Here is a 24,813-nt window from a genome sequence, read left to right on the forward strand (position 1 = left end):
ACCTGACGCCACTACTTGGATCACAGCGTAATTGAGGGAATCATGCAAAGCCTACTCCAATGGTGGCAGTCGCTTCATGAGGCAGCGGCGTGGGAATGGATCTCTGATGTTGTCACGTTAACGGGCATCAGTGCCATTGCCTGGACGATTTGGCACGTGCTGGTTGGGCGGCTGAAAGCCTTAGCGGAAAAGACCATCACCCGCTGGGACGACATCATCTGGCCGGCGATCGACACGCCTTTAAGTGTGTTGATTTGGTTATGGCCAGCTTCTCATTCGCTCGAAATCATTGTCGATAATACCTTAGGCAATGTTTCACTCAGTTGGCTCACCTTGGTGCAAGATTTGGTGGTGATCTGGGTCATCATTTGGGTGCTGTTACGCCTAGTTAACAGCGGCGAGCAGGTGATGATTGAGACGAGCAAACGCGATCACACCACCATTAATACCTTGGGTAATGTGCTTCGTGCACTTTTTGTGTGCTTCGGGATGCTATCCTTGCTCAAAAGCCTGGGGGTCAGTGTTTCTGGCCTACTGACCGTTGGTGGGGTCGGAGGTTTAATTGTCGGTTTTGCCGCCAAGGACTTGCTGTCGAATTTCTTCGGTGGGGTGATGATTTACTTTGACCGCCCGTTTAAAGTGGGCGACTGGGTGCGCTCCCCCGATCGCAACATTGAGGGCACGGTGGAAAAAATTGGTATTCGCATGACGGTGGTACGCACCTTTGATTTGCGCCCTTTATACGTGCCCAACTCGGTATTCAGTAACGTAGTGGTGGAAAACCCCTCGCGGATGCTTAATCGCCGCATTTATGAAACCATCGGACTGCGCTACCAAGACGCCGATAAAATCAGCGCAGTGATTGATGATGTGTATGCCATGCTGGAAGCCCACCCAGACATCGAGACGCGACAAACCTTGATTGTGAACTTCAACAGCTTTGGCCCACACTCGCTCGATTTCTTTATTTACACCTTCACCAAAACGGTGAACTGGCAACGTTATCACCGCGTGAAGCAAGATGTGTTGCTGCAAGTGATTGGTATTATTCATCAGCACGGTGCGGATATTGCTTTCCCAACCCGTACGCTGCATATGGATCCAAGCATGATAGCTCAGGGCGCCGATGCCATGGTGCCACCGCCTGAAGCGCAGGCGCGTTAAATCGCGCTTGCCGCTCACGTGCGGGCTGCTACAATGCCGCTCCCACAGGGTGAGCAGAGAATAAACAGGTAAGCGTGTGACTGAGTATGATGTAATTGTGATTGGCGCCGGTGCGGCAGGATTGATGTGTGCGGCACAAGCCGGCCAACGTGGCCGCCGCGTTTTGGTGGTAGACCATGCCAAAAAGCCGGGCCGCAAGATCCTGATCTCGGGCGGCGGACGCTGCAATTTCACCAACTATGACGTCACCGCCAGTAACTTCCTGTGTGAAAACCCGCACTTCGTCAAATCCGCATTGGCGCAATACAGCCAATGGGACTTTATTGGTCTGGTGGCCACCCATGGCGTGGCCTATCACGAGCGTGACCACGGCCAGCTATTTTGTGATGACAGCGCTAAAGATATCGTTAACCTGCTGTTGGCCGAATGCGACCAAGCCACCATCAGTCAACGCTATCGCTGTGAAGTGCATGATATCGTGCAAGAAGAAACCGGCTTTCGCCTTAAACTCAATGGTGAGCCGGTACGCTGCCAGTCGTTGGTGGTCGCCACAGGCGGCCTTTCGATGCCCAAGCTTGGCGCCACTCCCTTTGGTTACCAGCTTGCCGAGCAATTTGGCCTAAAAGTGCTGCCCACTCGCGCCGCCTTGGTGCCATATACATTGCACCAAGAGGACAAAACGCGCTTTGCCGATATTTCCGGGGTGTCGGTGCCATGTTCGATCACCACTGAGTCTGGGGTGTGCTTTACCGAGAATCTGCTCTTTACCCACCGCGGTTTATCGGGACCGGCGGTATTGCAAACCTCCTCGTTTTGGCAGCCGGGCGAAGCGGTCACCATCGATTTACTCCCTAGTGAGTCGCTAAAAGACGTGCTGGTGGCGATGCGTGATAAGCATCCCAACCAAACCTTAAAAACCTCACTGTCTCGCCTATTCCCCAAACGCTTGGTCGAGGTCTTGATTGCGCGCGATAGCTTGCCGGATAAACCGCTCAAGCAGCTCGATGACAAGCAGCTCGATCAGCTTCATCACTATTTTCACCAGTGGTCTATTGCCCCAAACGGCACTGAAGGTTACCGCACCGCAGAAGTGACGCTTGGCGGGGTAGATACCCACGCGATTTCCTCGAAAACCCTGGAAACGCGCGATATCCCCGGCCTGTATTTTATCGGTGAAGTGCTTGATGTCACCGGCTGGCTCGGCGGCTATAACTTTCAATGGGCCTGGAGCTCCGGCTGGGTCGCTGGGCAGCATGTGTGACGTTAGTTCTAAATAATACCTACTTGACTGTTTTTTAACTTAAAAATGGCAATCTTTCTTGCGCGCTGTTACATTAGCGCGCGCTTGCCATGTCGGATAAAAACTATCCGGCGCTGTGAACCCGCGATGCGCTGGATGGGCTCGCGGTACCCTAGGGACGGGGTGACGGCTGTTCACTATTGCTACCTCGGTTATCCGGGGAGTTTGGAATTAACCTGTCGTTGCTTTGAGAGCCGTTCCCATGCAGTTATCACTAAAACAAAAATTAATTGGGGCATGCTTATCTGCTGTATTGCTGATGGCCGCCTTTCTCACCTGGCTTGCTGTAAGTCAAATTCAAGCCCAAACCCAGTCGAGCATCTATAGCCGCGTCAGTGGTATTGCCGATGCGGCGACCGAATCGATCAGCGGTTGGGTGCAAATCCGTGCTGATATCACCAGTGCCTTTACCGATTACACCAGCAGTAGCCGCCGTGTGAGTTATTTGCAGCAAGCGCGTGAGGCCGGTGGGTTTGACGATATCTACTTTGGTACCCCAAAAGGTGCCATGTATCGCTCGCGCCCTGAGCGTAACCGCGATGACTATGACCCTCGCGTCCGTCCGTGGTACAAGCAAGCGGTGAGTGCAGGTAGCCCGATTATTACCACCGCTTACAGTGATGCGATTACCGGTGCGATGCTGGTGACCTTGGCCGAGCCGGTGCGTCGTAATGGCGAATTGATCGGTGTGGTGGGCGCAGATGTGTTGATTGACCAGCTGATCCGTGACGTGACCCAATTAAAAGTGGGCAAAAATGCGAACGCGATGCTGCTAGGCGCTGATGGCACTTTTCTCGCCCACAAAGACAAAGCGCGCTTGCTAAAGCCGTATCGCAGCCTGTCTCCTGAGCTGAATGAAAACCGCGTGCGTCAGGCGTTGGCACAGCAATCGCTGGTGGAATTGCCTGTCGATGGCGTTGATAAACTGTTTTATTTTGCCTCGGTTCCTAACACTGATTGGGTACTGGCCATTGAGCTGGATAAGCGCACCGAATACGCCAGCCAGCGTGATACCTTGTTCGACCTAATGCTAACCGCGGTGGTGATCACTTTGTTGGTGGCCGGTGCCGTGACGTGGTTGATGCACGTGTTGTTCCGTGACTTGCTCAATGTGTCCGCTGCGCTAGAAGAAATTGCCTCCGGTGAAGGGGACTTAACCCAGCGCCTTGAGCCACACAGCAATGATGAAATTGGCAAACTTGCCAACAACTTCAACCGCTTTGTCGGCAACATGCATGCCATGGTGTCGCATTTGCGCCAGCTGTCTGGCTCGCTCAAGCAACAAGCCGAGCTGACTGCGGCACAAGCCGAAGAGCGCTCTACCCGTATTGGTCATCAGCAAGATGAAATCAATATGGTGGCGACCGCTATCCATGAAATGGCCTCGGCGACCCAAGATATTGCCGGCAATGCCGATAATACCGCGCGCACCGCCCAAGAGACCGAAAGCGTTGCCAATGATGGCGGCCAGCAAGTGGAGCAAAGTAAGGACTCGATCACCGAGCTTGCCCGTGAAGTGGAAGCGGCGACCGGTGTGATTGGTGAGCTCGACCAGCATGCGCATAGCATCACTAGCATCTTGTCGACCATTCAAGAAGTGGCCGAGCAAACTAATCTGCTGGCGTTGAATGCCGCGATTGAAGCAGCACGCGCCGGTGAGCATGGCCGTGGCTTTGCGGTGGTGGCTGATGAGGTACGGATTCTGAGTCAGCGCACCCATGCCTCAACCACCGAAATTCAGCAGATGATTGATACCTTGCAGCAGGCAACTGGTCGCGCGGTGACCATGATGCAAGATAGCCAGCAGCGTGCTCATGCCAGTGTGGAAGATGCCAGCGCGGCGAACGAAAGCTTGAGCCAGATTGTTGCGGCGGTGAGCCAGATTAGCGATATGGCTACCCAAATTGCCTCGGCAGCGGAAGAGCAATCGAGCGTCACCGCGGAGATCACCCGTAACTCAGAGGGTATTCGCGATGTGTCCAATGAGCTATCGACCGAAGCGGATGAAGCCGCGCGTCAAGCCGCGACGTTATCCGAGCTTTCTCATAGCCTTGAGCAAGAGATCAGCCGCTTTAAGCTGTAGCCGATAAACGACTTAAACGCCGAGCATGGCAACGCGCTGTGCTCGGCGTTTTTTTGTTCACGTGTTTGGTGTCAGCACCTTGGGGGCGGGGAGCGGTGTAGTGTGATGGTGGCGATCGGCCTCGTAGCTCTCGATAAAGTGGACAAGGAAATGGTCCAGCTGCGTGGCGGCGTTCACGTCGCCTTGGCTTCGTAGTAATCCACTCACCGCTTCACTGGTACACAGGTGTCCCGGTGGCTGGTTGCGCCTAAGCGTATATTGCGAGGCGGCAGTCGACGGCAAACTGACCCGCGGCAGACGATGGAGCCACGGGCTTTTATTGAGCATTTTTCGCGCCTGCTGCCAGGTTGCATCCAGCACCACAAACTGTAATGGCGCGCAAGAGACAGACCGAACCGCGTCAGCAAATAGTCTATCGGCGGGGACGGCATCATCACTGGGAAACAACAACCAAGGTGACACATCACCGCGTGCCCAGCTGTCGAGCAAGGCTTGCGGCGGGTGTTTGCGTTGCCAAATCTCTATCTGAGTGTGGGGTAGCGCCGCTTTAACCAGTTTGCCGGTGTTGGATTGGCGCGCCGCTTCGTTTTCATGCATCACCAGCACGCATTGCAATTGGCTTTGCAGGGGCCAATAGCAGTGACAGATACAGTGATAGGTAAAACCGCATTGGCGGCAGGGCAAACGGGCCATCAGACTCTCCTCAAGGTGTCAGGTCGTTATTGTGCGCAAGTCCGACAAGGAATGCGAGCCCGCGTGGCACGGTCGCGCGCGTCTACGTTATTCTTCTCCCAATACCGCCCCTTGTTGGGTGGCATAGATGCCATCGGCAAACAAGGTGGTGTCTGAGTCATCCGGTTTAGGCGCGCGAGGCGCAGTGCTGGGGTTGAGCGGATAACGCTGCCCATCAAATCGCATCACATGGTGGCCGGCCGGCGCACCGCCACCACCGACCGGCACGACCAAATCATGCCAACCCTGGCTTTGGCTGCGTGCTAATAAAAGGGGCACATGCACCAGTGTCATGCGGCTATTAAACTGCCAGCCTTGCGCCTCGCCCTTAAACACCAATAAGGTGCAGCCGCCACTGCCACAGCTGTCGGTCAAAACCAATAGCTCAGGTTGTCCGTCTTGATTGAGGTCGTGGGTAAGCCAGCGATAAGTGAGTGGGCCGGTTTGGCCGTTATCGCTAAGGTAGTCTTTGAGTGCTTGCTCGACGCGCGGGTTTTTCTCGGCGCTGCCTTTAACGCCCGTTTGGTTCGATTCGTTCACGGCATCCCCGACTTTGACCCTTAGCGTTAACCCGTCATGACCCAATGAATAGGTGTTGCCATTAAAGGTTTCCTCGGAGGCGGTGAGGGTAAACCCGTTACGTGTATATATGCGCTCAGACACCACCATCTGCTCACCGCTGCGGGTGGTGAGCACTTGCACTTGATTTTCTCCGACCGGCTGCCAAATCCCGGTTTCTTTGGTCACCGCTTCCCCTTGCGGGTGGTAAGTGGTGATGGCGCTATGATCAGGCAGCAACGTCAGTTGTGTGGTCAGTGCCGGTTGGCCGGGCGACTGGCTGGTACCCTGGTACTCACCGGCCCAATGCTGACTGGTATCTACCGAAGGCAAGATCGCACACCCTTGGTATGTGCCTTTCGCCGTTTGCAAACGTGCTTGCCAGCCATAGAGGGTGTTGGCGCTTTGTTGGCAGCCTTGCGCGCTAAGCGTTAAAGCGGCGTGTTGGGCGCGGAATTGTGCTTGGTCTTGGCTCATGCTTTGTCCACTGAGCGGGCGTTCTTGTGAGTCTTGCTCGCTTTCCCAAGCTAGGTGCCCTTGGCCGACGGCCGCCGACCAAGTGGTAGGAGTCTGGCCTTCCGCCAAGAGCGTGTTGCGAGGTTGCGCGCATCCTTCTAGTTCGCTGGTGATCATATTTAAGCGTGTCATGGTCACCGCAGCGGGGTAATCAGCACTGTATCCGCGGCGTGACACCGGCGTAAAGTAGCCCTCAAACTCACTGTATACCGGCCCGGCCTGCTGGGATAAGGTCGCGCGTTGTTCGGCGGTTAAATCAAGCCAATATTGCTTTTGACTGCCGCACGGCGTGAAGCTTGCTGTTTCGGGACTGACAGAGATTTGGCCGGTTTGCATAAAAGGCTGCGGCGTATGAACCAGACCCGTGTCAACCTTATCGCTACGGTGACCCAGCTCTACGGGGCCCGAAGGACTGCTGCTGCAAGCTGCGAGGGTCAGCATACCGACCGACGCGATAATAAGAGGGCGAAGAGATGGCACGAAAAACTCCTTGTACTGAGCGAAAAGAGAGGCTTGCGCCTTGAATGCGGGCAGGGCAAGATTGCCGCCATCATCCGGTTAAGAGCAAGCTAGCATGAGTTATTGGTTATTTAAAACAGAGCCAGATACCTTTTCGATAGACACACTAAAGCAGCAAAAGGTTTCATGTTGGGAGGGCGTACGCAATTACCAGGCACGTAATATGTTGCGTGATGAGGTAAGCGTTGGCGATGAAGTGTTGATTTATCACTCCTCGTGCAAACACGTCGGTGTGGTAGGCGTCGCCACAGTCGTGCGCGCGTGTTACCCCGATCATACTCAGTTTGAGCCACAAAGCGGCTACTTTGACCCGAAAGCCACGCCTGACAGCCCACGTTGGTTTATGGTGGATGTGGAATATCAGCGTCATCTGCCACTGATTGAGTTGGCTGAAATGAAGCAAAACCCGGCACTGGCTGAGATGCCTTTAGTGAAAAAAGGTAACCGGCTGAGTGTGATGCCGGTTACCGCAGCGCAATGGCAGGCAATCTTGGCGATGGCGGGGGAATAGTGCATCGCAAGCTGCTGCCTGTAGGCCCACCCTGTGGGCCAAACCGCTTAGGACAGGTTGTCTAACAGATGGGCTTTTAAGTAGCGTGCCACCGCCTCATCAGCGTGGCTGCCAATAATGGCTTTATCTGAGAGGGTGGCCTTAACGCGAGCTTGGGCGGTGGCCATTACCAAGCCTTGCCCAGCGGCGCGCAACATTTCCACATCATTCATGCCATCGCCAAAGGCGATACAGTCGGCCAAGTTGAGCTGATGGCGACGCGCCACTTCCTCCAACGCCGCGCCTTTAGACACCCCATTGCCCATGACCTCCAGACAGAATGGCGTCGAAAATGCCACGCTGACTTTCTCGCCATACTGGGATAAAAACTGGTGCTCGTATTTGAGTAAGTGGTCGTGATCGTGGCGAATAAAGAAAATCTTCGCGATGTTATCGACGGGTGGATTCTCTACGTCAAACTCCTTGGCGTTAAAGCCGGAGTCTTTGTGGTAGCGGGCGAGCTCTTCATCCATTTTGCTCAGCAGCCAGTCATTATCGCGGTACAGATGAATGGTGACGGTCGGGTCGTGTTTCACCTCATTGATGAGGTTGGCGACAATCTCAGGGTCAACATTATGCTGGAATACTAAATTGTCATCACTGTCATGCACGCGCGCGCCATTGGAGGTGATCATGTATGCAGGAATGCCGACGGTCTCACGAATGCTCGCTACGTCAACATGATGACGACCCGTGGCAAACACAAAATGGATGCCTTGCTGGTGCAGTTGTTCCAACACCTGTTTGGTATAGGGCGCGATACTGTGCTCTGGGGTGAGCAGGGTACCATCTAGATCGGAAGCGACGAGTTTGTACATCATGTCCTCATTAGTTAGGCGATCACAATCACAGTATGCTTGAGTCTACTGCAACTGACGATGGTGAAAAAGGGAACCCTCTCACTGATAGATTTCCGCTTTTAACGTTGGCACTGAGTTTGAAAAAAATCATCAATGGCCACGAACGCCGCCGAGCGATGCGTATCCGATTCAAACAAGATTTCGTGCTGAGCCCCCTGGAAAGACTGCCATTGGCTGGGCTGTTGTGCTTGCTGACGTAAAAAGTGAAATTGGGCCATCGCGGGGTTCGATACGATTTGGTCATCACTGGCTTGGCAGATCAGTGTGGGGGTGGTGAGCTGCGGCGCGATTGTCAGGCAGCGCTGGGCCGCCGCCATCCCCTCGGCAATCCAACGCGCACTTGGCCCGCCAATTTGTAATTGAGGCTGATTGATGTAGAGCTGGCGAAACCAGGCGTAGCGTGCGCGTGAATGGGTTAAGCGGTTTTGCTCAAAGGGCACATGACGATAGCCGACTTGGCCGGGACCAAAGCGTGGTGGATGTTGATAGCGCGCTAGCGAACGGCATAGCCAAGGTGCGATACGCCCAAGCCAGGGGTTGACTTGCACGCCAAACATCGGCGCAGTCATCGCAAGGCCGTCTATCGCATGGGGAAATTGATGCGCATAAAGTGCAGCAATCGCTCCGCCCATGGAGTGGGCGAGCATGAATGTTTGGTCGTATTGCCGGTGCGCGCCAATAAATTGCATAAAGGTCGCCAGATCAGTGACATAGTCGTCAAAGCGTTCGACATGACCCAGATCGCGCGGCTTGATCACCAGCCGCTCGGACAAGCCCTGGCCGCGGTGATCAAAGCTGTAAACGTCATAGCCCATCTGCACGAGATCATAAAAGATCTCTTGATACTTCATCACGCTTTCAATCCGGCCATTGACCACCACGACCGCTTGCGTGTTGTGCGGACGGGTAAAGCTGCACCAGTGTAAACGCAGCCCGCCCTCACCGTGGAAGTAGCCTTGTTCACGTTGTTGCCAAAAAGGTGTTATGTGGTGCTTAAATGCGTCGCTCAGCACTGCTTCACGGGCGAGAGAGTGCGCGTCAAAAGCCGGCTGATCCTTACTGTCGGCGAGATCTGTCATCTTGGTTTACCATCACTGAGATAGGCTTACTATAACCGTCTTAGGGGATGGATGAAAATGACACTTATGGGAAAAGCACCGCGCAAAAAAGAAAAGGCAAGCGCTCGCGCTTGCCTTTCCACCGAATAACGAGAAGTTACTGGTTGAAGTTGTAGTAGGTTTCTGCACCAGGGCCAACGGGTAGACCAAGCACGAAAACCCATACGTAAAACAGGATGCTCCATCCGACCATAAAGATCATCGAATAAGGCAGCATGGTGGCAATCAAGGTGCCTATTCCAAGGTTTTTCACATAGCGACACGCCACTGCCAAAATCAGCCCGAAGTAGCTCATCATCGGGGTGATGATGTTGGTCACGGAATCACCAATCCGGTAGGCCGATTGAATCGTCTCTGGGGCATAACCGACCAGCATTAACATCGGCACAAAGATCGGGGCAGTGATCGCCCACTGCGCCGATGCCGAGCCGACCGAGAGGTTAATGACGCCACACATCAAGATGAAGGCAAAGAATAATGCTGGCCCTGTTAAACCGATAGTTTGCAAAAAGTCAGCGCCGCCGACGGCAATCACTTGGCCAAAGTTGGTCCATTTAAAGAACGCCACAAATTGCGCCGCGAAGAACACCAGTACGATATACATGCCCATGGCGCTCATCGACTTAGACATCGAATCAATCACGTCGCGATCGTTGTTGATGGTGCCGACGGTGCGGCCAAACACGATACCAGGGACAGCAAAGAACACCATGATAAAGGCAACAATCCCTTTCAAAAACGGCGAGCCTGCCACTTCATTGGTCTCGGGGTGACGCAGTGGTCCCCACTCAGGGACAATGGTGAGCGCTAAAATACCGCTGACAATCAGCACCGCAATGCCTGCGTTACGAAGACCGCGCTTCTCGTCGTCATTCAGCTTGCTCGCGGAGGCGGCAGCGACATCTTCAGAGGCTTGGCTGTGGTCATACTGACCGAGCTTAGGCTCAACAATCTTATCAGTGATCCACGCACCAACAATGGCAATGAAGAAGGTAGAAACGAACATAAAGTACCAGTTCATTTCGGGCCCAACGATGTAATCTGGGTCAATCATTTGCGCGGCTGACTCGGTGATCCCCGACAGCAAGGGGTCGACCGTGCCTAACAACAAGTTCGCCGAATAACCGCCGGATACGCCGGCAAACGCCGCGGCAAGCCCGGCCAATGGATGACGGCCTAATGAGTGGAAAATCATCGCCGCTAGCGGGATTAACACCACATAACCGAGCTCTGAAGCTGTATTTGAGATAATACCGGCAAATACGATAGTGAAGGTCACGGTACGACGCGACGCGCCCATCACTAGCCCGCGCATCGAGGCAGACAGCAGCCCGGAGTGTTCTGCAACCGACACACCCAGCATGGCCACCAGCACGGTGCCGAGTGGGGCAAAGCCGGTAAAGTTTTTCACCAAATTAGTGACGATCATTTGCAAGCCTTCGGCATTGAGCAGGCTTTGCACATAAATCATGCCATCGGCCGCACGCCCTTTGGCACCTTCTGGGCGAGGGTCGGCGACAGACACATCAAAGTAGCCAGCGACACCCGAGGCGAGCAGGATAGCGACACAGAAAATCGCGAATAAGGTCACTGGATGAGGGAGCAGGTTACCGAGCCACTCGACGGTATCGAGAAAGCGCGTAAACAGTTTGCGCTTGTGCGGCCCACCTTGTTGCTCTGTGGTACTTGAGTGCATGGGATTGGTCTCCTTGGTTGTACTGCATTTCCCGTCTATGGGAAAAGGAGGCCGAATGTTAATTGTTTTTTAAATAAAATAGCAAGATTAAAAGCTAGTTATTGAGTTTAAAACGCGATCTGTGTGCTACTAAAAAGCCTATAAAGAAACATATTTGACTGGATAATGACTTTAACGGACATCATTTGACGGGAAGTTGGCGTATGATGGATACGTGCTCGAACCGGTAACGGGTTAAAAGTATTAACAAATGCAACAGACTAAGACACATATTGATTACCTCGACATATTGCGTGTCCTTGCCGCTTTTTTCGTGGTGGCGATTCATGTACTCGGCCCGTATCGATTTCAAATCGGTGATATCGCGCTGAGTGATTGGGCCGTTGCGGTAGGGCTAAACAGTGCAAGTCGCTGGGCGGTGCCGATTTTTATTATGATTTCAGGCTTACTATTGCTCTCGTCGACGCGCCCTTTCAGTTTGCGCCATTTTATCCGCCGCCGCGTGATCAAGGTGGTGGTGCCTTTTTTGGTGTGGTCGTTCGCGTTTGCGTGCCTGTCTGGACTGACACCGGATGGTTTTTCGTGGCAGACCGTCATTCAAACACTCGAGGCGGCGCCTGACCATGAAACCTATTATCACCTCGGTTTTTTCTACTATTACATCCCGCTACTACTTTGGGTGCCCTTGCTACGCCCGTTAATGCCACGCTTACCGTCATGGTCAGTGGCTTTTATCGGATTGGCGTGGATAAGCTTAACGGCTTGGTATTTAACCGGCGCGCATGGCTGGTGGCGGAATGATTTTATCCTTTACGGAGGCTACTTATGGCTCGGCTACTGGCTACACCAAGCGCCACGAGCGTTGTCACTGTGGTGGGGGCTGGGCTTGCTGGCGTTGGGAATGACCGAGTACCACGTGTTAACCACCAGTGTCGCGCATCAGCGATATATTACCGAGGGGTGGCTGTCGTATACCACGGTTAATACGGTACTGATCAGTGCCGCCCTGTTTTTGGCGGTGAGGCAATGGCGAGCGGGGAAAGCAACCCCACCGTGGCTGGCGACCTTGAGCCGTTATAGTCTCGGGATCTACTTGATTCACCCAGTGTTTCTTTGGCCCGTGCGTGCTTATTGGCCCACCTTATCGCCCGCACTGGTTTGGATCCCCCTGCTGACGCTGTATGCCTTTACGGGGGCAGCGCTGACCACTGCCGCACTCCAGCGATATCGCGCGACTGCTTGGTTGGTACCCTAAATGATGACACTTTTGGCGACAACAGTGGTCATAACTGGTTGAATGTAAAATGGCAGGTTCAGATCGCAATCATGAAGCCTGATGCCGCTAAATGGTATAAAAACCACCATACTCATAAAATGGGAGCCGGTTAGGAGAAACACCATGGATGACGTTGCAGTCGTGATTAAGCACAGTAAGCGCTTAGAAAGCTTGCTGCGTGAGCACTATCACGCCGAAGGGAAGGGGCTCCATCAGCTCATCGACAGTAGCCAAAAACGCCTGCCGCATGATGTGATCAAAAAATTGCGTTTCGTCGCCACTATTCGCAACAAGGTCGTCCACGAAGACGAGTATGAAGTGGATGACATTCGTGAATTCATATCAGTGAGCAAGTATTGTGAGTCAGAATTAGTGCCGCGAAGCAACCGGTTGATTTGGCGGCTTGCCGCGGGCCTCATCCTGCTGTTTACCGCTGGGGCAATTGGGTTTTACGCGCAAGTGTGGCCGCAATGGAGTGGCTAGCCAACCATCGTTATCAGTTGTCACTTCACGGTTAACGTTACGATTTTTTTAAACTGGATCTTGTTCTCATCAAGGGACGCTGGACATCTGCCCAACGGGGCATAGACTTGGCGTCCTTGTCTTGAAAGGAATGATACTCATGTGGAGCTGGTTCGCTGTCTGTTGTTCTGGACTGCTGCATATCTCCGCAGCCTACCGGGGCCCGCGTTGGCAGTTTTATCTTTTTAAACCGCTGACTATTGTGATGCTCATGGCGATAGTGGGCACTCACATTAGCGCATCTCATTATGCGCAATGGGTGTTCGTCGCGTTGTTGTTCTCCGTGGTGGGTGATGTCTTTTTAATGCTGCCCAAAGACAGATTTGTTCAGGGGCTAACCAGCTTTTTACTCGCCCACCTTATCTATATTTTCGCGTTTTGGGCACAGTTTGATGGCCATATGGTGTGGTGGTTGCCCGCCATGCTATCGGGGCTGGGCATTATCGTCTTTCTTTTACTGCTCCCAAACTTGGGCCAGCTCGCGCTGCCTGTGGCCGTGTATATTGCCGTGATCACCCAGATGGTATGGGCGGCGGGTGAATATTGGCTCAATACCCACTCGCCCGCGGCGGCGCTCGCACTGGCCGGCGCGATCAGCTTTATGGTGTCAGATACCGTGCTGGCGTTTGCCCGCTTTAAAGGTGAGTTTCGCCCCGCACAAGCGATGGTGATGTCGAGTTACTTTTTCGCGCAAGCACTGATCAGTGCCTCGGTGGTGATCGCCCAAGGAGGGTGAGGATGGAAAAAGTCTATCAAGCGATGAATACATTGGAGGCCCATAGCTTAAAAGGCCTGTTATCTAGCCATCACATTGAGTGTGTATTGAAAGGCGAAGCGCTGAATGCGGCAGTGGGCGAGTTACCTGCCGATGTGCAAGGCGTGACCTTATGGGTTGCGCCAGAAAACGTCGCTCAAGCAAGGCAATTACTGCAGGCGTATGAAAGGCAAAGCGAGACGCTCTGGGTATGCCAACACTGTGGAGAAGAGAACGCCGGCAGTTTTGAACTATGCTGGCAATGCCAGCATAGTCGCGAGTGAGAACTACATCATATGCTTGCGGCGAATATCGAGCAGCGCAAAGATCCCAAAAATCAGGATTGACCATTTTTCCCAGCGCGTCATCGCGATTTTATCGCCAAATGCCCCCAAGAAAATCAGCATTTGTAGCCCGTGCATGACCAGCAAAAAGCCCGTCATAATATAAAGCGCCATGGCGGCCACACCCGGAAATGGATGGACAATGTTAGCCAGCAAGACCACCCAAACAAAGGCGATGGCCGCTTTGGCGAGTATAATTAATCCTTTCATTGCGTTTCTCTTATGCCTTGTCGTTGAAATATAGACGGAAGTTGACTTGTCCGGCACGCTTTTCACGGTGGCAGTGCCAGTGCGCGGGGACGTGATAATCATCCAGCTCACTTTCCGCTTCAACGTAAATGCATGCCCCAGGTGCGAGCCACCCGTTGTTTTCTAGCGCGGTCAAGGTGTCGTTAAGTAACCCTTGATGAAACGGAGGATCGACGAAGACCACGTCGAATGGGCCGTTTTGCGGCGGCGCGGCGAGAAGCGTTAGGGCATCGGTGCTGTCTACTTGCGCATTCTCTGCGCCAAGCTGCGCGAGGTTATCTCGCAGTTGCTTAGCTGCTGCGGGGTTTTTTTCACAAAACTGCGTCCAAGCTGCACCGCGAGAGAGGGACTCAAACCCCAGTCCGCCACTGCCCGCAAACACATCCAAGCAGCGTGCCCCTGGTAAATAGGGTGCCAGCCAATTAAATACGGTTTCTTTTACCCGGTCTGTGGTCGGGCGTAACCCTTGTGCGTCTTGCACCACAAGCTTACGGCCACGCCAGCGGCCAGCAATAATACGAACAGACCCAGCCCCACGAGAGCTGTGAGCCGATGAAGATTTGCGGTTGGCGCGTTTAACCATAGATTTTTTGACCGTAAAGAAGGTGATAGACTATGCCGATTCGGTATTGAGCCGCTGATTGTATCAAGCATGCTTTAGGATTTGCCAATGGCAGAAAAAAAGAAACGTGGATTTATGTCATGGCTTGGTCTGGGTCGGAAAAAAGACCAGACACAGCCTGAACCAGAACAAGAGTCGCCAACGACTGCGCCAGACGTGGCGGAAGAGACGGCAGAGTCAGCCACATCGGTAGAAACACCGATTGATGAGGCGAGCGCGCAACAACCGCAAGAAACCCTTGCATCTGATAGCGAAAGCGAAGCCAATACCGTGCCAGAGCCAGAGCCAGAGCCAGAGCCAGAGCCAGAGCCAGAGCCAGAGCCAGAGCCAGAGCCAGAGCCAGAGCCAGAGCCAGAGCCAGAGCCAGAGCCAGAGCCAGAGCGAGAGCAACGCGAGGGCTTCTTTGCCCGCTTAAAACGTGGCCTGCAAAAAACCAAAACCAACTTAGGGTCTGGGTTTTTTGGCCTGTTTAGCGGTAAGAAAATCGATGATGAGCTGTTCGAAGAGCTCGAGGAGCAGCTACTTATCTCTGATGTGGGGATGGATGCCACCACCAAAATCATTGATAACCTGACCGATAAAGCCAGTCGTCGCGATTTAAAAGATGGCGAAGCTCTGTATGGCATCCTCAAACAAGAAATGGCGCAGATGCTGGAAAAGGTCGAGCAACCGCTGGTGCTGACCGACCAAAAGCCGTACGTGATCTTAATGGTCGGGGTCAATGGCGTGGGAAAAACCACCACCATTGGCAAATTGGCGCGCCAATTCCAAGATCAAGGTAAGTCGGTGATGCTGGCTGCCGGTGACACCTTCCGTGCGGCGGCGGTGGAACAGCTGCAAGCCTGGGGCGAGCGCAACCAGGTGCCAGTGGTCGCGCAACACACAGGCGCCGACAGTGCCTCCGTGCTGTATGACGCAATTGAAGCGGCCAAAGCGCGCAACGTCGATGTGGTGATTGCCGATACTGCAGGGCGCTTGCAGAACAAAGCCAACTTAATGGAAGAGCTGCGTAAGATTGTGCGTGTGATGCAAAAGCTGGATGTGGGTGCCCCACACGAGGTAATGCTGACACTGGATGCTGGCACCGGGCAAAACGCCATCAGCCAAGCGAAATTGTTCAATGAGATTGCACCGATAACGGGTATTACGCTGACAAAATTAGACGGTACTGCCAAAGGCGGCGTGATTTTTGCCGTGGCAGAACAATTTAATATTCCGATTCGCTATATTGGTGTCGGTGAAGGCATTGAAGATTTACGCACCTTTAACGCCAACGACTTTATCGAGGCGCTCTTTAGCCGGGAGGAATAACCGTGATTCAGTTTCAGCAGGTAAGTAAAGCCTATCGGGGCGGTCGTCAGGCGCTGCAAAAAGTCAGCTTTGAGCTTCCCAAAGGGGATATGGCGCTGTTAACCGGCCATTCTGGCGCCGGGAAAAGCACGCTGCTGAAATTGATCTGCGCCATTGAGCGCCCCAGCGATGGGCAAATATATTTCAATGGCCATGATATATCCCGTATTCCGCGCCAAGATATACCGTTTTTGCGCCGTCACTTGGGGATCATTTTTCAAGACCATAACCTGCTGATGGACGCGACGGTTTACGAGAATGTGGCGTTGCCGCTGCGTATTGAGCAGCAGCCAGAAGGTGAAATCAAAAAACGCGTGTCTGCGGCGTTAGATAAAGTGGGGCTGTTGGATAAAGCGCGTTGTTTCCCGATTCAACTATCAGGGGGCGAACAGCAGCGTGTTGGGATTGCCCGGGCGGTGGTGAATCGCCCGCAAGTGCTGTTGGCGGACGAGCCGACAGGAAATCTCGATGCCGCGTTGTCAGCGCAAATCATGGAGCTTTTTCGCCTGTTCAATCAAGTGGGCGTGACCATTCTCATGGCTACCCATGACACCAGCTTGCTTGAGCAGTATCGCCACCTTAGGCGCTTTGACCTGGAGCAAGGCAGTTTGGCGGAGGTGGGGCATGGCTGAATCTTTCATCCAAACGCAAAAACGCCACGCATTAACCGCCTGGCAGGATCTGTTTCAACGCCCGATGGGGAATCTGCTCACCTTGATGGTGCTAGCGGTTGCACTGTCGTTACCCGCCACGTTCTACCTATTAGCCAAGAATGTGGTGGCAGTGAGTGCGCAGTGGCATAGCCCCGCCGAGATCAATGTGTTCTTAACCCCCGATCAGTCGTCGCAACAAGGTGAAGTGTTGGCAAAGCAGCTGGGTGACTGGCCCGCGATTGATAGCATTGAGTACATTTCGCCCGACCAAGGGATGGCATCGTTAAAACAGCAGCGAGGCTTTAACCAAGCGGTGAGCTTGCTTGATCGCAATCCACTGCCCGCGGTGTTGGTGGTGGTGCCTGACGTGACCCCCGCAGATGGAGAAAACGCCATCTCTTTGACCGCGCGTGTGGAAGCCTTGTCCGACAAGCTTTCGGCACTGGCAGAAGTGGATGAAGTACGGTTAGATACCGACTGGCTGGCACGGTTGGACGCGATTAAAACCTTGGCGGTCACACTTGCCTGGCTTTTTTCCGGGTTGATGCTAGCCGCGGTGGTGTTATTAGTGGGTAATACCTTGCGTTTGCAGGTGCTGCACCATCGTGCACGGATCCAGGTAATGAAGATGGTGGGGGCCACCGACAGTTTTATTCTTCGCCCTTATCTTTATATGGGGGCGTGGCTAGGCGTGTTAGCCGCGGTACTCGCTTGGCTACTAACGGCGTTAAACACTTGGTTGATGGATGGGGCGGTGCGACAATTCGCACAGCTTTATGATAGTCCCTTCACCCTCAGCGGACTGAATTGGGATGAATCTTTGCTATTATTAATGGCGTCAACCTTATTAGGGGTGTTGGCAGCATTACTGGCAACGCGCCGACATTTAAAAGAAATTGAACCTGTGTAGGGGTAATACGGTCATAAACCCACAACACACAGATAAAGGCTTGCAGTTTGCCCCTGCTTGGGTATATTTTTGCATGCTTAATCAGCAATTCGGTCTTCGACGATTCGGAAACGAGGTTTGAATGACAAAAGAGATGAACGCATTGGCACCGATTGTTCAAGATAACATCGACGGTTATCTGCAAGCGGTAAACAGCCACCCTATGCTCAGCGCTGAAGAGGAGCATTCGCTGGCCGAGCGTCTCCATTATCATGGTGATCTGGAGGCGGCGAAGTCGCTGATCTTATCTCACTTGCGTTTTGTTGTTCATATCGCCCGTGGATACACCGGATACGGTCTCCCGATGGCAGACTTGGTACAAGAAGGCAACATTGGCTTGATGAAGGCGGTGAAGCGTTTCAACCCAGAGGTTGGCGTGCGCCTCGTGTCCTTTGCTGTCCATTGGATCAAAGCTGAAATTCACGAGTACGTATTGCGTAACTGGCGTATCGTTAAAGTGGCAACCACCAAAGCGCAGCGTAAGCTTTTCTTTAACTTGCGTAAAAACAAAAAGCGCTTGGGTTGGTTTAATAACGACGAAGTGAATATGGTCGCAGAGCAACTCGGCGTGGAAGCGTCTGAGGTGCGCGAAATGGAAGCGCGGTTGGCCGCACAAGATGCGACCTTTGAAGCGCCGGCGAATGCCGACGATGAGCGCGAAAACGGTCCAATGGCCCCTGTCTATTATCTGGAGGACAAAACCTCCGATATTGCCGCGTCGCTAGAGGCGGAGAACTGGGAATCGCACGCCAATCGCCGCTTGGCCAGCGCACTCTCGGCACTGGACGAGCGCAGCCAACATATTGTTCGCTCGCGTTGGTTAGACGATGATAAGGCCACATTGCAAGATCTCGCGGATCATTATCAAGTGTCGGCGGAGCGTATTCGTCAACTTGAGAAGAACGCGATGAAAAAACTGAAGCAAGCAATGGGTGATGCGCTGTAAGCGCGCAGTCAATCGAAGATGAACCGGCCACTAGGCCGGTTTTTTTATGTCTATCGAATAGATGAAAACCGTGATATTAAAAAGTTATTCACAGCTTATCCTGGATCCTTACTACATCTAGTGGATCCGAATCAAGGATCATCGCTTATCAACGCAATCCACACCTTTTTCCACAGTCGATCAAAAAACGCACGTTGCTGGTTTGGTGACGCAGACGCGTGCGCGCAAACTCAGGTACAATGCAGGTTCACCGTGAGGAGCACGTTATCGCCGTGTGACGTCAGTTGGGAATAACTTTGTGAGTGAAGAGGTAAAAGGTATGGATCAGTTTGCACACATCTCTGTGACCGATGCGTGGGAAATGCTGCGTGATGATCAGCAAAATGCAGTATTAGTGGATATTCGCGATCCGCAAACATTTCAGGTTGCTCACCCTCAAGATGCGTACCACCTGACTAACGATACCCTGGTCTCGTTTATGGATCAGGTCGATTTTGATCAGCCGGTGCTGGTGATGTGTTATCACGGGATCAGCAGCCAAGGCGCGGCACAGTATTTGATCAATCAAGGCTTTGATGCGGTATACAGTGTCGATGGTGGCTTTGAGGCTTGGCAGCGCCAAGCGCTGCCGACCGCGTCGGGTATCGATCTTAAATAGTGATCATCAATAGGACACGTCATGCAAAAACTCGCGGTACTGCCAAATGCACGCTTGGCACAGGCGTTTGTCGATTATGCGGCGGCGCATCGGGTCAGTCTTGAGCTTGCCCCCGAGCCAGACGCACAAGTGGCGATTTGGTTAGTCAACGATAATGATAAGGCGTGGGTGGATAGCGAGCTGGAACGATTTATCGCTGATCCCATGCACAGTCGTTATCAAGCGGCATCTTGGCAAGTGGCTGAAACCCGTCATGCCCGTTTTCACTATCCGTCAGCCGGATTGTGGCAAACCGTTAAAGATAAATCTGGCCCGGTCACTCTAATGGTTATGAGTGCCAGCGTGGTGTTGTTTGCACTTATGACGCTCGGTGGGTTTGAGGTCGTGGTGCGCAGCTTGCTGTTTCCGGCAGACAGTGAACAGCGCTGGCAGCTGTGGCGTCTATTCAGCCATGCACTGCTGCATTTTTCCGCGTTGCATATTATTTTCAACTTACTCTGGTGGTGGGTGCTTGGTGGTCGCATCGAGCGCCTCGGCAGCAGCAGTAAGCTGGTTCAAATCTTTTTATTCGCCGCGCTTTTCTCGGGACTCGGCCAGTATTGGTTGGAAGGGCCTTACTTTGGTGGTCTCTCGGGCGTGGTTTACGCGCTGTTAGGCTATTTATGGTGGATGACTTGGCTGGCGCCATCGCGTGGTCTCACGGTAGAAAAGCCGTATGTTGTCTTTATGCTGGCATGGCTGGTGATTGGCTTTTTCCAGCCGATGGGTATGAACATTGCCAATATGGCGCATTTATTTGGTTTGATCATCGGCTGTTTGCTGGCGCTTTGGGATGCAAAACGCCATTCAACGGGCTGAAAGGGGTCTACACGTGGTGGGTTTATCCGCCGTTGATAGAAAAAAGAGCAGGTATCTGCTCTTTTTTGTTCGTAAGCGCAATTTTATTGCGTCAGATCTATGTTTTTATGTTCGCTTTCACGGTTTTTGTTTTCAATTTGAGTAATTATTCTACCCGTTGAGCGAATACGAAAATTTATTGCTCACTTCTTTGATTTTTATCCTTTTATAAATCCATCGCGTACATCTTACTGAGGACCCTCTCATGTTTGGAATCTTCCGTCCGGCTGCTCACCGGCAAAGATTGCCCCAAGCGCAGATCGGTGACACCTACACTCGACTGCGTTGGCAATTGTTTATTGGGATTTTTATCGGCTACGCCGGTTATTATCTCGTGCGTAAAAACTTTAGCTTGGCCATGCCGTATTTGATTGATGAGTATGGCTTTAGTCGTGGCGATTTGGGGGTAGCCCTGGCCGCTGTCTCGATTGCTTACGGCTTATCAAAATTCTTAATGGGCAGTGTCTCTGACCGCTCAAACCCACGTTATTTCCTTAGTGCTGGGCTGTTAATGTCATCGTTGGTGATGTTCAGTTTTGGTTTCCTTCCTTGGACAACCAGCAGCATTACCATCATGTTTATCCTGCTGTTTATTAATGGCTGGGTACAAGGCATGGGCTGGCCTGCCTGTGGGCGCACCATGGTGCACTGGTGGTCACGGAAAGAGCGTGGTGAGCTGGTGTCGGTTTGGAATGTGGCGCATAACGTCGGGGGTGGCTTGATTGGGCCGCTATTCTTGCTCGGCTTGTGGCTGTTCAATGATGACTGGCGTGCGTCTTTTTATGTGCCCGCATTTTTTGCCGCACTGGTTGCTGTGTTTATCTGGTTAACCCTACGTGACACTCCACAATCGTGTGGCTTGCCACCGATTGAGGAGTATAAAGACGATTACCCAGAAAACTATGACGAGGACGCGTTCGAGAAAGAGATGACCGCCAAAGACATTTTCGTCACCTACGTGATGAAGAACCGTCTGTTATGGTACATCGCGATTGCTAACGCCTTTGTCTATTTGATTCGTTATGGCGTACTCGATTGGGCACCGGTTTATCTTGATGAAGCCAAAGGCTTTACCGTGGATAAATCCTCATGGGCCTACTTCCTCTATGAATGGGCGGGGATCCCAGGCACCTTATTATGTGGCTGGATGTCTGATAAATTCTTCAAAGGGGCACGGGCGCCAGCCGGTGTGTTGTTTATGGTGCTGGTGACCGTGGCAGTGTTGGTATACTGGTTTAACCCAGCTGGCAATCCGGGCATCGACATGGTCGCACTGGTGGCGATTGGTTTCTTGATTTACGGGCCGGTGATGCTGATTGGTCTGTATGCCTTGGAGTTGGCACCGAAAAAAGCGGCGGGCACTGCGGCCGGCCTGACCGGTTTATTCGGCTATCTGGGTGGCGCGGTTGTCGCGAATATCGCGCTTGGCTATACCGTCGACCACTTTGGCTGGGATGGTGGCTTTATGCTGCTCACCGGCGGATGTGGGTTGGCCATCTTCTTCCTGTGTTTGGCATGGGTCGGGGAGCATCGTGTGCGTCGTGACACAGCTGTGCACGCTGTCTAAATGATCTGTCTTGGCATCGCCTAGTGGCTAGGCGTAAACTAGGAAGCCCTCGTGTTCGCGGGGGCTTTTTTGTAAGGGGAGAAGCAGTGAAGCAAAACAAACGTCATCAGCAAATCATTGATCTGGTTAAGTCACAAGGATACGTGAGCACGGAAGACTTGGTTGAGCGCTTCAATGTCAGCCCGCAAACCATTCGACGCGATCTTAACGAGCTGGCTGCAGAGAACCATATTCGTCGCCATCATGGTGGTGCGACAGTGCCATCTAGCTCTGAAAATACCGCGTATGCCACCCGTAAAGTGCTTCAGCAGCACGAAAAAGACACCATCGCCCAAGCGCTTGTCCAACACATTCCCGATGGCGCTACCTTGTTTATCGACATTGGCACCACACCTGAAGCAGTGGCGCGGGCATTGTTAGAGCACCAAAACTTACGGGTAGTGACCAATAACTTGAATGCCGCCGCGATCCTAATGCCAAAGCAGGACTTTACGGTGATTATTGCTGGCGGCGAGGTGCGTAACCGCGATGGCGGGATTGTGGGTGAAGCCACACTCGATTTTGTCTCTCAGTTTCGGCTCGACTTTGGCATTCTTGGTATCAGTGGTATTGATGATGATGGCTCACTGCTGGACTTTGACTACCATGAAGTGCGGGTGAAAAAGGCGATTTTAGATAATAGTCGTTGTGTGATGTTAGCGGCAGACCACACCAAGTTTGGTCGCAATGCCATGGTGAATCTGGGGAATATCACCCAGCTTGATATGGTGTTTACTGACGCGACGCCACCGGCGCAAATCCGTGACATGCTGAGCGCGCAGGGTAGCCACCTTGAGGTGATTAGCCACCCTGAGTCAGTCGCTGACGTCACCGCTGAGTAATTATTGGTATAAGTATTTAGTGAATAATAGGTCGGTGAGCATACGGCGATTGGTTTCGGCTAATAAGTGCTCGTTGACCTTTTCTAGGCACTTTTTCCGAATTGTCTCTCGGCCAGACAACGACTTAATCTGAGTGGCGGTTTGTTGGTTTAAGGTTTCAATAATCACATCGCGGATCAGCGGAGAGTGGTACTCAAGCTCACTAATCAGTTTGGGGTTATCGACCATCAGCTCCACTTTTATCTTAATAAAGCCCAGTCGGCGACCTTCGGTCACGTAGTTGGTGGTGATCTCAGGCTCCAAGGAATAGTAACTGTATTTGGGGTTACCCTCCCCCTCTTCTTGTGCATGGACTGCTGCGCTGAGCCAGAAAAAAAGGCTCAACACGACCATTAATAGGGGTTGTTTTTTACTCATAGTGGCCCAGTAATTCCGTTCATGGTGTGATAGGAGTAGGCCGAGCGCATTCTCCAAACGCAACCAGCCTGATACAATTACCAGCCGAGTATAGCAACATTGTCCACCCCTTAGCGGTAAGGACAGGCGAATTTTGCGCGATGTGGCACAGGAAACAATGTCGGAATTAAATTATACCTATTTAGAGGCGCTGCAAACAGCACGCTGGGAGCGACCAGATATTGCGGCGCTAAAGCGCACCGCAGAGGGCAGTTGGTTACTCGAATCGCACTCGATGACGGCGAGGCTAAAGCGCCACTGTCATGACTTTGACGTCGATGTGGTTGCTGTTTATCAATTAACCCCAGACAAACTGACCGACAGCGAAATTGCGCTGATTGGCCAAGAGGCGTGTGTCGTTCGTGAAGTGGTGTTAAAAGGCGATGGGCTTCCTTGGCTGTGCGCACGCACCCTGATGCCCGCTTCAACCTTAGAAGGGCAAGGGGGACACTTGCATGCCTTGGGCACCGAGCCATTAGGTCAACATGTGTTTAAACAGCGCGCCTCACGCCGTGATGCGATTGAAACCGCTAATGTGGTGTGCCTGTCCCATCAGTTGCATGCGCGTCGCTCTCGCCTGTGGCTCCACAATCGACCGATGTTAGTGGCGGAACTGTTTCTTCCAGACTCACCTGTGTATGGAAAGGAGATCCCTGCATGAGCGCAAAACTGGCGGCCTTTGGACAGTTAGCACGTCTAGACCGGCCAATTGGCACCTTACTGCTGTTGTGGCCAACATTATGGGCTTTGTTTTTAGCCGCGGATGGTCTACCGCCAACATCAACTTTAGTGGTCTTTGTGCTCGGTGTGTATATGATGCGTGCTGCAGGCTGCGTGATTAATGACTACGCAGATCGCCACGTCGATGGCCATGTTAAGCGCACCAAAGACAGGCCCTTACCGGCCGGAGCGATCAGCGAAAAAGAGGCCATTGGCTTTTTTATCGCGTTGGTGTTGGGCGCTTTTTTGCTGGTGCTGACCCAAAACCGTTTGACCATTCAACTGTCTTTTGTCGGTGTTGTACTGGCGTTTGTTTACCCTTTTATGAAGCGCTACACCCATCTGCCTCAGTTAGTATTGGGGCTGGCGTTTAGCTGGGCGATCCCGATGGCGTTTGCGGCGGCGCAAAATGCGCTGCCACCAGTGGTTTGGTTGCTGTTTCTGGCGAACATTTGTTGGACCATCGCTTACGACACCTTATATGCCATGGTCGACAGAGACGATGACGTTAAAATTGGCATCAAATCGACCGCCATTTTATTTGGCCGTTGGGACAAAGCGGCAGTGGGTGGCTTGCAATTGCTCACCCTAGGGCTGCTGATGCTCGCCGGGCAGTGGTTAGCGCTGTCGCCAGCCTATCAGTGGAGCTTATTGGCCGCCTTTGCCTTGTTTGTCTATCAGCAATACCTCGCCAGAGAGCGCGAGCGAATGGCGTGCTTTAAAGCCTTTTTGAACAATAACTATGTCGGCCTAGTGATTTTTATTGGTGTATTGGCCGGTATATACGGCTAGCCGAGTTTGAAAAAGAAATAACAAAGGCGCTTCTTGGTAAAGCGCCTTTTTTGATCAGGGTTGGTTGGTGAACGGACGGTT

Annotated in this window: 26 protein-coding genes; 18 read left to right on the plus strand and 8 right to left on the minus strand. The window is 52.8% G+C overall.

Translation table 11 applies throughout. The annotated features are described in order from the left end of the window. Positions 1–42 precede the first annotated feature (42 nt). From BZG74_RS06275 to BZG74_RS06285, 3 genes are all read left to right on the plus strand, one after another. On the plus strand, positions 43–1,164 hold the full coding sequence (locus tag BZG74_RS06275; protein WP_077771830.1) for a mechanosensitive ion channel family protein: 1,122 nt from the start codon (positions 43–45) through the stop codon (positions 1,162–1,164). A gap of 76 nt (positions 1,165–1,240) precedes the next feature. Then, positions 1,241–2,425, plus strand: coding sequence for a BaiN/RdsA family NAD(P)/FAD-dependent oxidoreductase (locus BZG74_RS06280; protein ID WP_077771831.1), 1,185 nt, complete (start codon positions 1,241–1,243; stop codon positions 2,423–2,425). Positions 2,426–2,666: 241 nt separating this feature from the next. After that, positions 2,667–4,547, plus strand: a complete 1,881-nt coding sequence (locus BZG74_RS06285; protein ID WP_077771832.1) for a methyl-accepting chemotaxis protein — start codon at positions 2,667–2,669, stop codon at positions 4,545–4,547. A 57-nt stretch (positions 4,548–4,604) separates the two neighbouring features. On the opposite strand, the gene BZG74_RS06290 is transcribed toward BZG74_RS06285, so the two are convergent. Together BZG74_RS06290 and BZG74_RS06295 are read right to left on the minus strand one after the other, a co-directional pair. Continuing rightward, positions 4,605–5,240 (minus strand): tRNA-uridine aminocarboxypropyltransferase, encoded by a 636-nt coding sequence (locus BZG74_RS06290; RefSeq protein ID WP_077771833.1) that lies wholly within the window; start codon positions 5,238–5,240, stop codon positions 4,605–4,607. Between the two features lie 87 nt (positions 5,241–5,327). Then, positions 5,328–6,833: a hypothetical protein gene (locus BZG74_RS06295; RefSeq protein ID WP_131825622.1), complete on the minus strand. Its 1,506-nt coding sequence runs from the start codon at positions 6,831–6,833 to the stop codon at positions 5,328–5,330. Between the two features lie 94 nt (positions 6,834–6,927). Here BZG74_RS06295 and BZG74_RS06305 point away from each other — a divergent pair, with 94 nt between their 5' ends. Beyond that, on the plus strand, positions 6,928–7,383 hold the full coding sequence (locus BZG74_RS06305; RefSeq protein ID WP_077771836.1) for an EVE domain-containing protein: 456 nt from the start codon (positions 6,928–6,930) through the stop codon (positions 7,381–7,383). Positions 7,384–7,430: 47 nt separating this feature from the next. Here the strand turns inward: BZG74_RS06305 and BZG74_RS06310 are convergent, their stop codons facing one another. From BZG74_RS06310 to BZG74_RS06320, 3 genes are all read right to left on the minus strand, one after another. Next, entirely contained in the window at positions 7,431–8,240 is an 810-nt protein-coding gene (locus tag BZG74_RS06310) for a Cof-type HAD-IIB family hydrolase (protein WP_077771837.1), read from the minus strand. Between the two features lie 101 nt (positions 8,241–8,341). Next, entirely contained in the window at positions 8,342–9,361 is a 1,020-nt protein-coding gene (locus BZG74_RS06315) for an alpha/beta fold hydrolase (RefSeq protein WP_077771838.1), read from the minus strand. Between the two features lie 136 nt (positions 9,362–9,497). Beyond that, positions 9,498–11,096, minus strand: coding sequence for an AbgT family transporter (locus tag BZG74_RS06320; protein WP_077771839.1), 1,599 nt, complete (start codon positions 11,094–11,096; stop codon positions 9,498–9,500). Positions 11,097–11,346: 250 nt separating this feature from the next. Here BZG74_RS06320 and BZG74_RS06325 point away from each other — a divergent pair, with 250 nt between their 5' ends. From BZG74_RS06325 to BZG74_RS06340, 4 genes are all read left to right on the plus strand, one after another. Next, positions 11,347–12,351 (plus strand): acyltransferase, encoded by a 1,005-nt coding sequence (locus tag BZG74_RS06325; protein WP_077771840.1) that lies wholly within the window; start codon positions 11,347–11,349, stop codon positions 12,349–12,351. Between the two features lie 144 nt (positions 12,352–12,495). Beyond that, positions 12,496–12,855: a DUF4145 domain-containing protein gene (locus BZG74_RS06330; protein WP_077771841.1), complete on the plus strand. Its 360-nt coding sequence runs from the start codon at positions 12,496–12,498 to the stop codon at positions 12,853–12,855. Positions 12,856–12,994: 139 nt separating this feature from the next. Next, entirely contained in the window at positions 12,995–13,630 is a 636-nt protein-coding gene (locus BZG74_RS06335) for a lysoplasmalogenase (protein WP_077771842.1), read from the plus strand. Positions 13,631–13,632: 2 nt separating this feature from the next. Further along, entirely contained in the window at positions 13,633–13,932 is a 300-nt protein-coding gene (locus tag BZG74_RS06340; protein ID WP_077771843.1) for a putative signal transducing protein, read from the plus strand. Positions 13,933–13,935: 3 nt separating this feature from the next. On the opposite strand, the gene BZG74_RS06345 is transcribed toward BZG74_RS06340, so the two are convergent. After that, positions 13,936–14,202: a DUF1145 domain-containing protein gene (locus BZG74_RS06345; protein ID WP_077771844.1), complete on the minus strand. Its 267-nt coding sequence runs from the start codon at positions 14,200–14,202 to the stop codon at positions 13,936–13,938. A gap of 10 nt (positions 14,203–14,212) precedes the next feature. Further along, positions 14,213–14,824 carry a 16S rRNA (guanine(966)-N(2))-methyltransferase RsmD gene (rsmD, locus tag BZG74_RS06350; RefSeq protein ID WP_077771845.1) on the minus strand — a complete coding sequence of 204 codons (612 nt, stop codon included), beginning with the start codon at positions 14,822–14,824 and terminating at the stop codon, positions 14,213–14,215. A gap of 87 nt (positions 14,825–14,911) precedes the next feature. Here rsmD and ftsY point away from each other — a divergent pair, with 87 nt between their 5' ends. From ftsY to BZG74_RS06390, 8 genes are all read left to right on the plus strand, one after another. Beyond that, positions 14,912–16,174, plus strand: a complete 1,263-nt coding sequence (gene ftsY / locus BZG74_RS06355) for a signal recognition particle-docking protein FtsY (RefSeq protein ID WP_077771846.1) — start codon at positions 14,912–14,914, stop codon at positions 16,172–16,174. Between the two features lie 2 nt (positions 16,175–16,176). Further along, entirely contained in the window at positions 16,177–16,845 is a 669-nt protein-coding gene (gene ftsE, locus BZG74_RS06360; RefSeq protein ID WP_077771847.1) for a cell division ATP-binding protein FtsE, read from the plus strand. Then, on the plus strand, positions 16,838–17,776 hold the full coding sequence (gene ftsX / locus BZG74_RS06365) for a permease-like cell division protein FtsX (protein WP_077771848.1): 939 nt from the start codon (positions 16,838–16,840) through the stop codon (positions 17,774–17,776). Before ftsE ends, ftsX begins: the two co-directional genes overlap by 8 nt. A 121-nt stretch (positions 17,777–17,897) precedes the next feature. Beyond that, a complete protein-coding gene (gene rpoH, locus BZG74_RS06370; protein ID WP_069361987.1) occupies positions 17,898–18,761 on the plus strand; it encodes an RNA polymerase sigma factor RpoH in 864 nt (287 codons plus the stop codon). A 319-nt stretch (positions 18,762–19,080) separates the two neighbouring features. After that, positions 19,081–19,419 carry a thiosulfate sulfurtransferase GlpE gene (gene glpE, locus BZG74_RS06375; RefSeq protein ID WP_069361999.1) on the plus strand — a complete coding sequence of 113 codons (339 nt, stop codon included), beginning with the start codon at positions 19,081–19,083 and terminating at the stop codon, positions 19,417–19,419. 21 nt (positions 19,420–19,440) lie between these two features. Further along, positions 19,441–20,277: a rhomboid family intramembrane serine protease GlpG gene (gene glpG / locus BZG74_RS06380; RefSeq protein ID WP_077608868.1), complete on the plus strand. Its 837-nt coding sequence runs from the start codon at positions 19,441–19,443 to the stop codon at positions 20,275–20,277. 244 nt (positions 20,278–20,521) lie between these two features. Continuing rightward, complete coding sequence (glpT, locus tag BZG74_RS06385; RefSeq protein ID WP_077771849.1) at positions 20,522–21,883, plus strand: glycerol-3-phosphate transporter; 1,362 nt, start codon at positions 20,522–20,524, stop codon at positions 21,881–21,883. Between the two features lie 86 nt (positions 21,884–21,969). After that, complete coding sequence (locus BZG74_RS06390; protein WP_077771850.1) at positions 21,970–22,764, plus strand: DeoR/GlpR family transcriptional regulator; 795 nt, start codon at positions 21,970–21,972, stop codon at positions 22,762–22,764. Here BZG74_RS06390 and BZG74_RS06395 read toward each other — a convergent pair whose 3' ends face one another. After that, on the minus strand, positions 22,765–23,181 hold the full coding sequence (locus BZG74_RS06395) for a flagellar basal body-associated protein FliL (protein WP_077771851.1): 417 nt from the start codon (positions 23,179–23,181) through the stop codon (positions 22,765–22,767). A 157-nt stretch (positions 23,182–23,338) separates the two neighbouring features. Between BZG74_RS06395 and BZG74_RS06400 the strand changes: the two genes are divergently transcribed. Together BZG74_RS06400 and ubiA are read left to right on the plus strand one after the other, a co-directional pair. Continuing rightward, a complete protein-coding gene (locus BZG74_RS06400; RefSeq protein ID WP_077771852.1) occupies positions 23,339–23,881 on the plus strand; it encodes a chorismate lyase in 543 nt (180 codons plus the stop codon). Beyond that, positions 23,878–24,732, plus strand: a complete 855-nt coding sequence (gene ubiA, locus BZG74_RS06405; RefSeq protein WP_077771853.1) for a 4-hydroxybenzoate octaprenyltransferase — start codon at positions 23,878–23,880, stop codon at positions 24,730–24,732. Before BZG74_RS06400 ends, ubiA begins: the two co-directional genes overlap by 4 nt. Positions 24,733–24,813: the final 81 nt, after the last annotated feature.

This window comes from Salinivibrio sharmensis (assembly GCF_001995985.1).
Lineage (GTDB): Bacteria > Pseudomonadota > Gammaproteobacteria > Enterobacterales > Vibrionaceae > Salinivibrio > Salinivibrio sharmensis.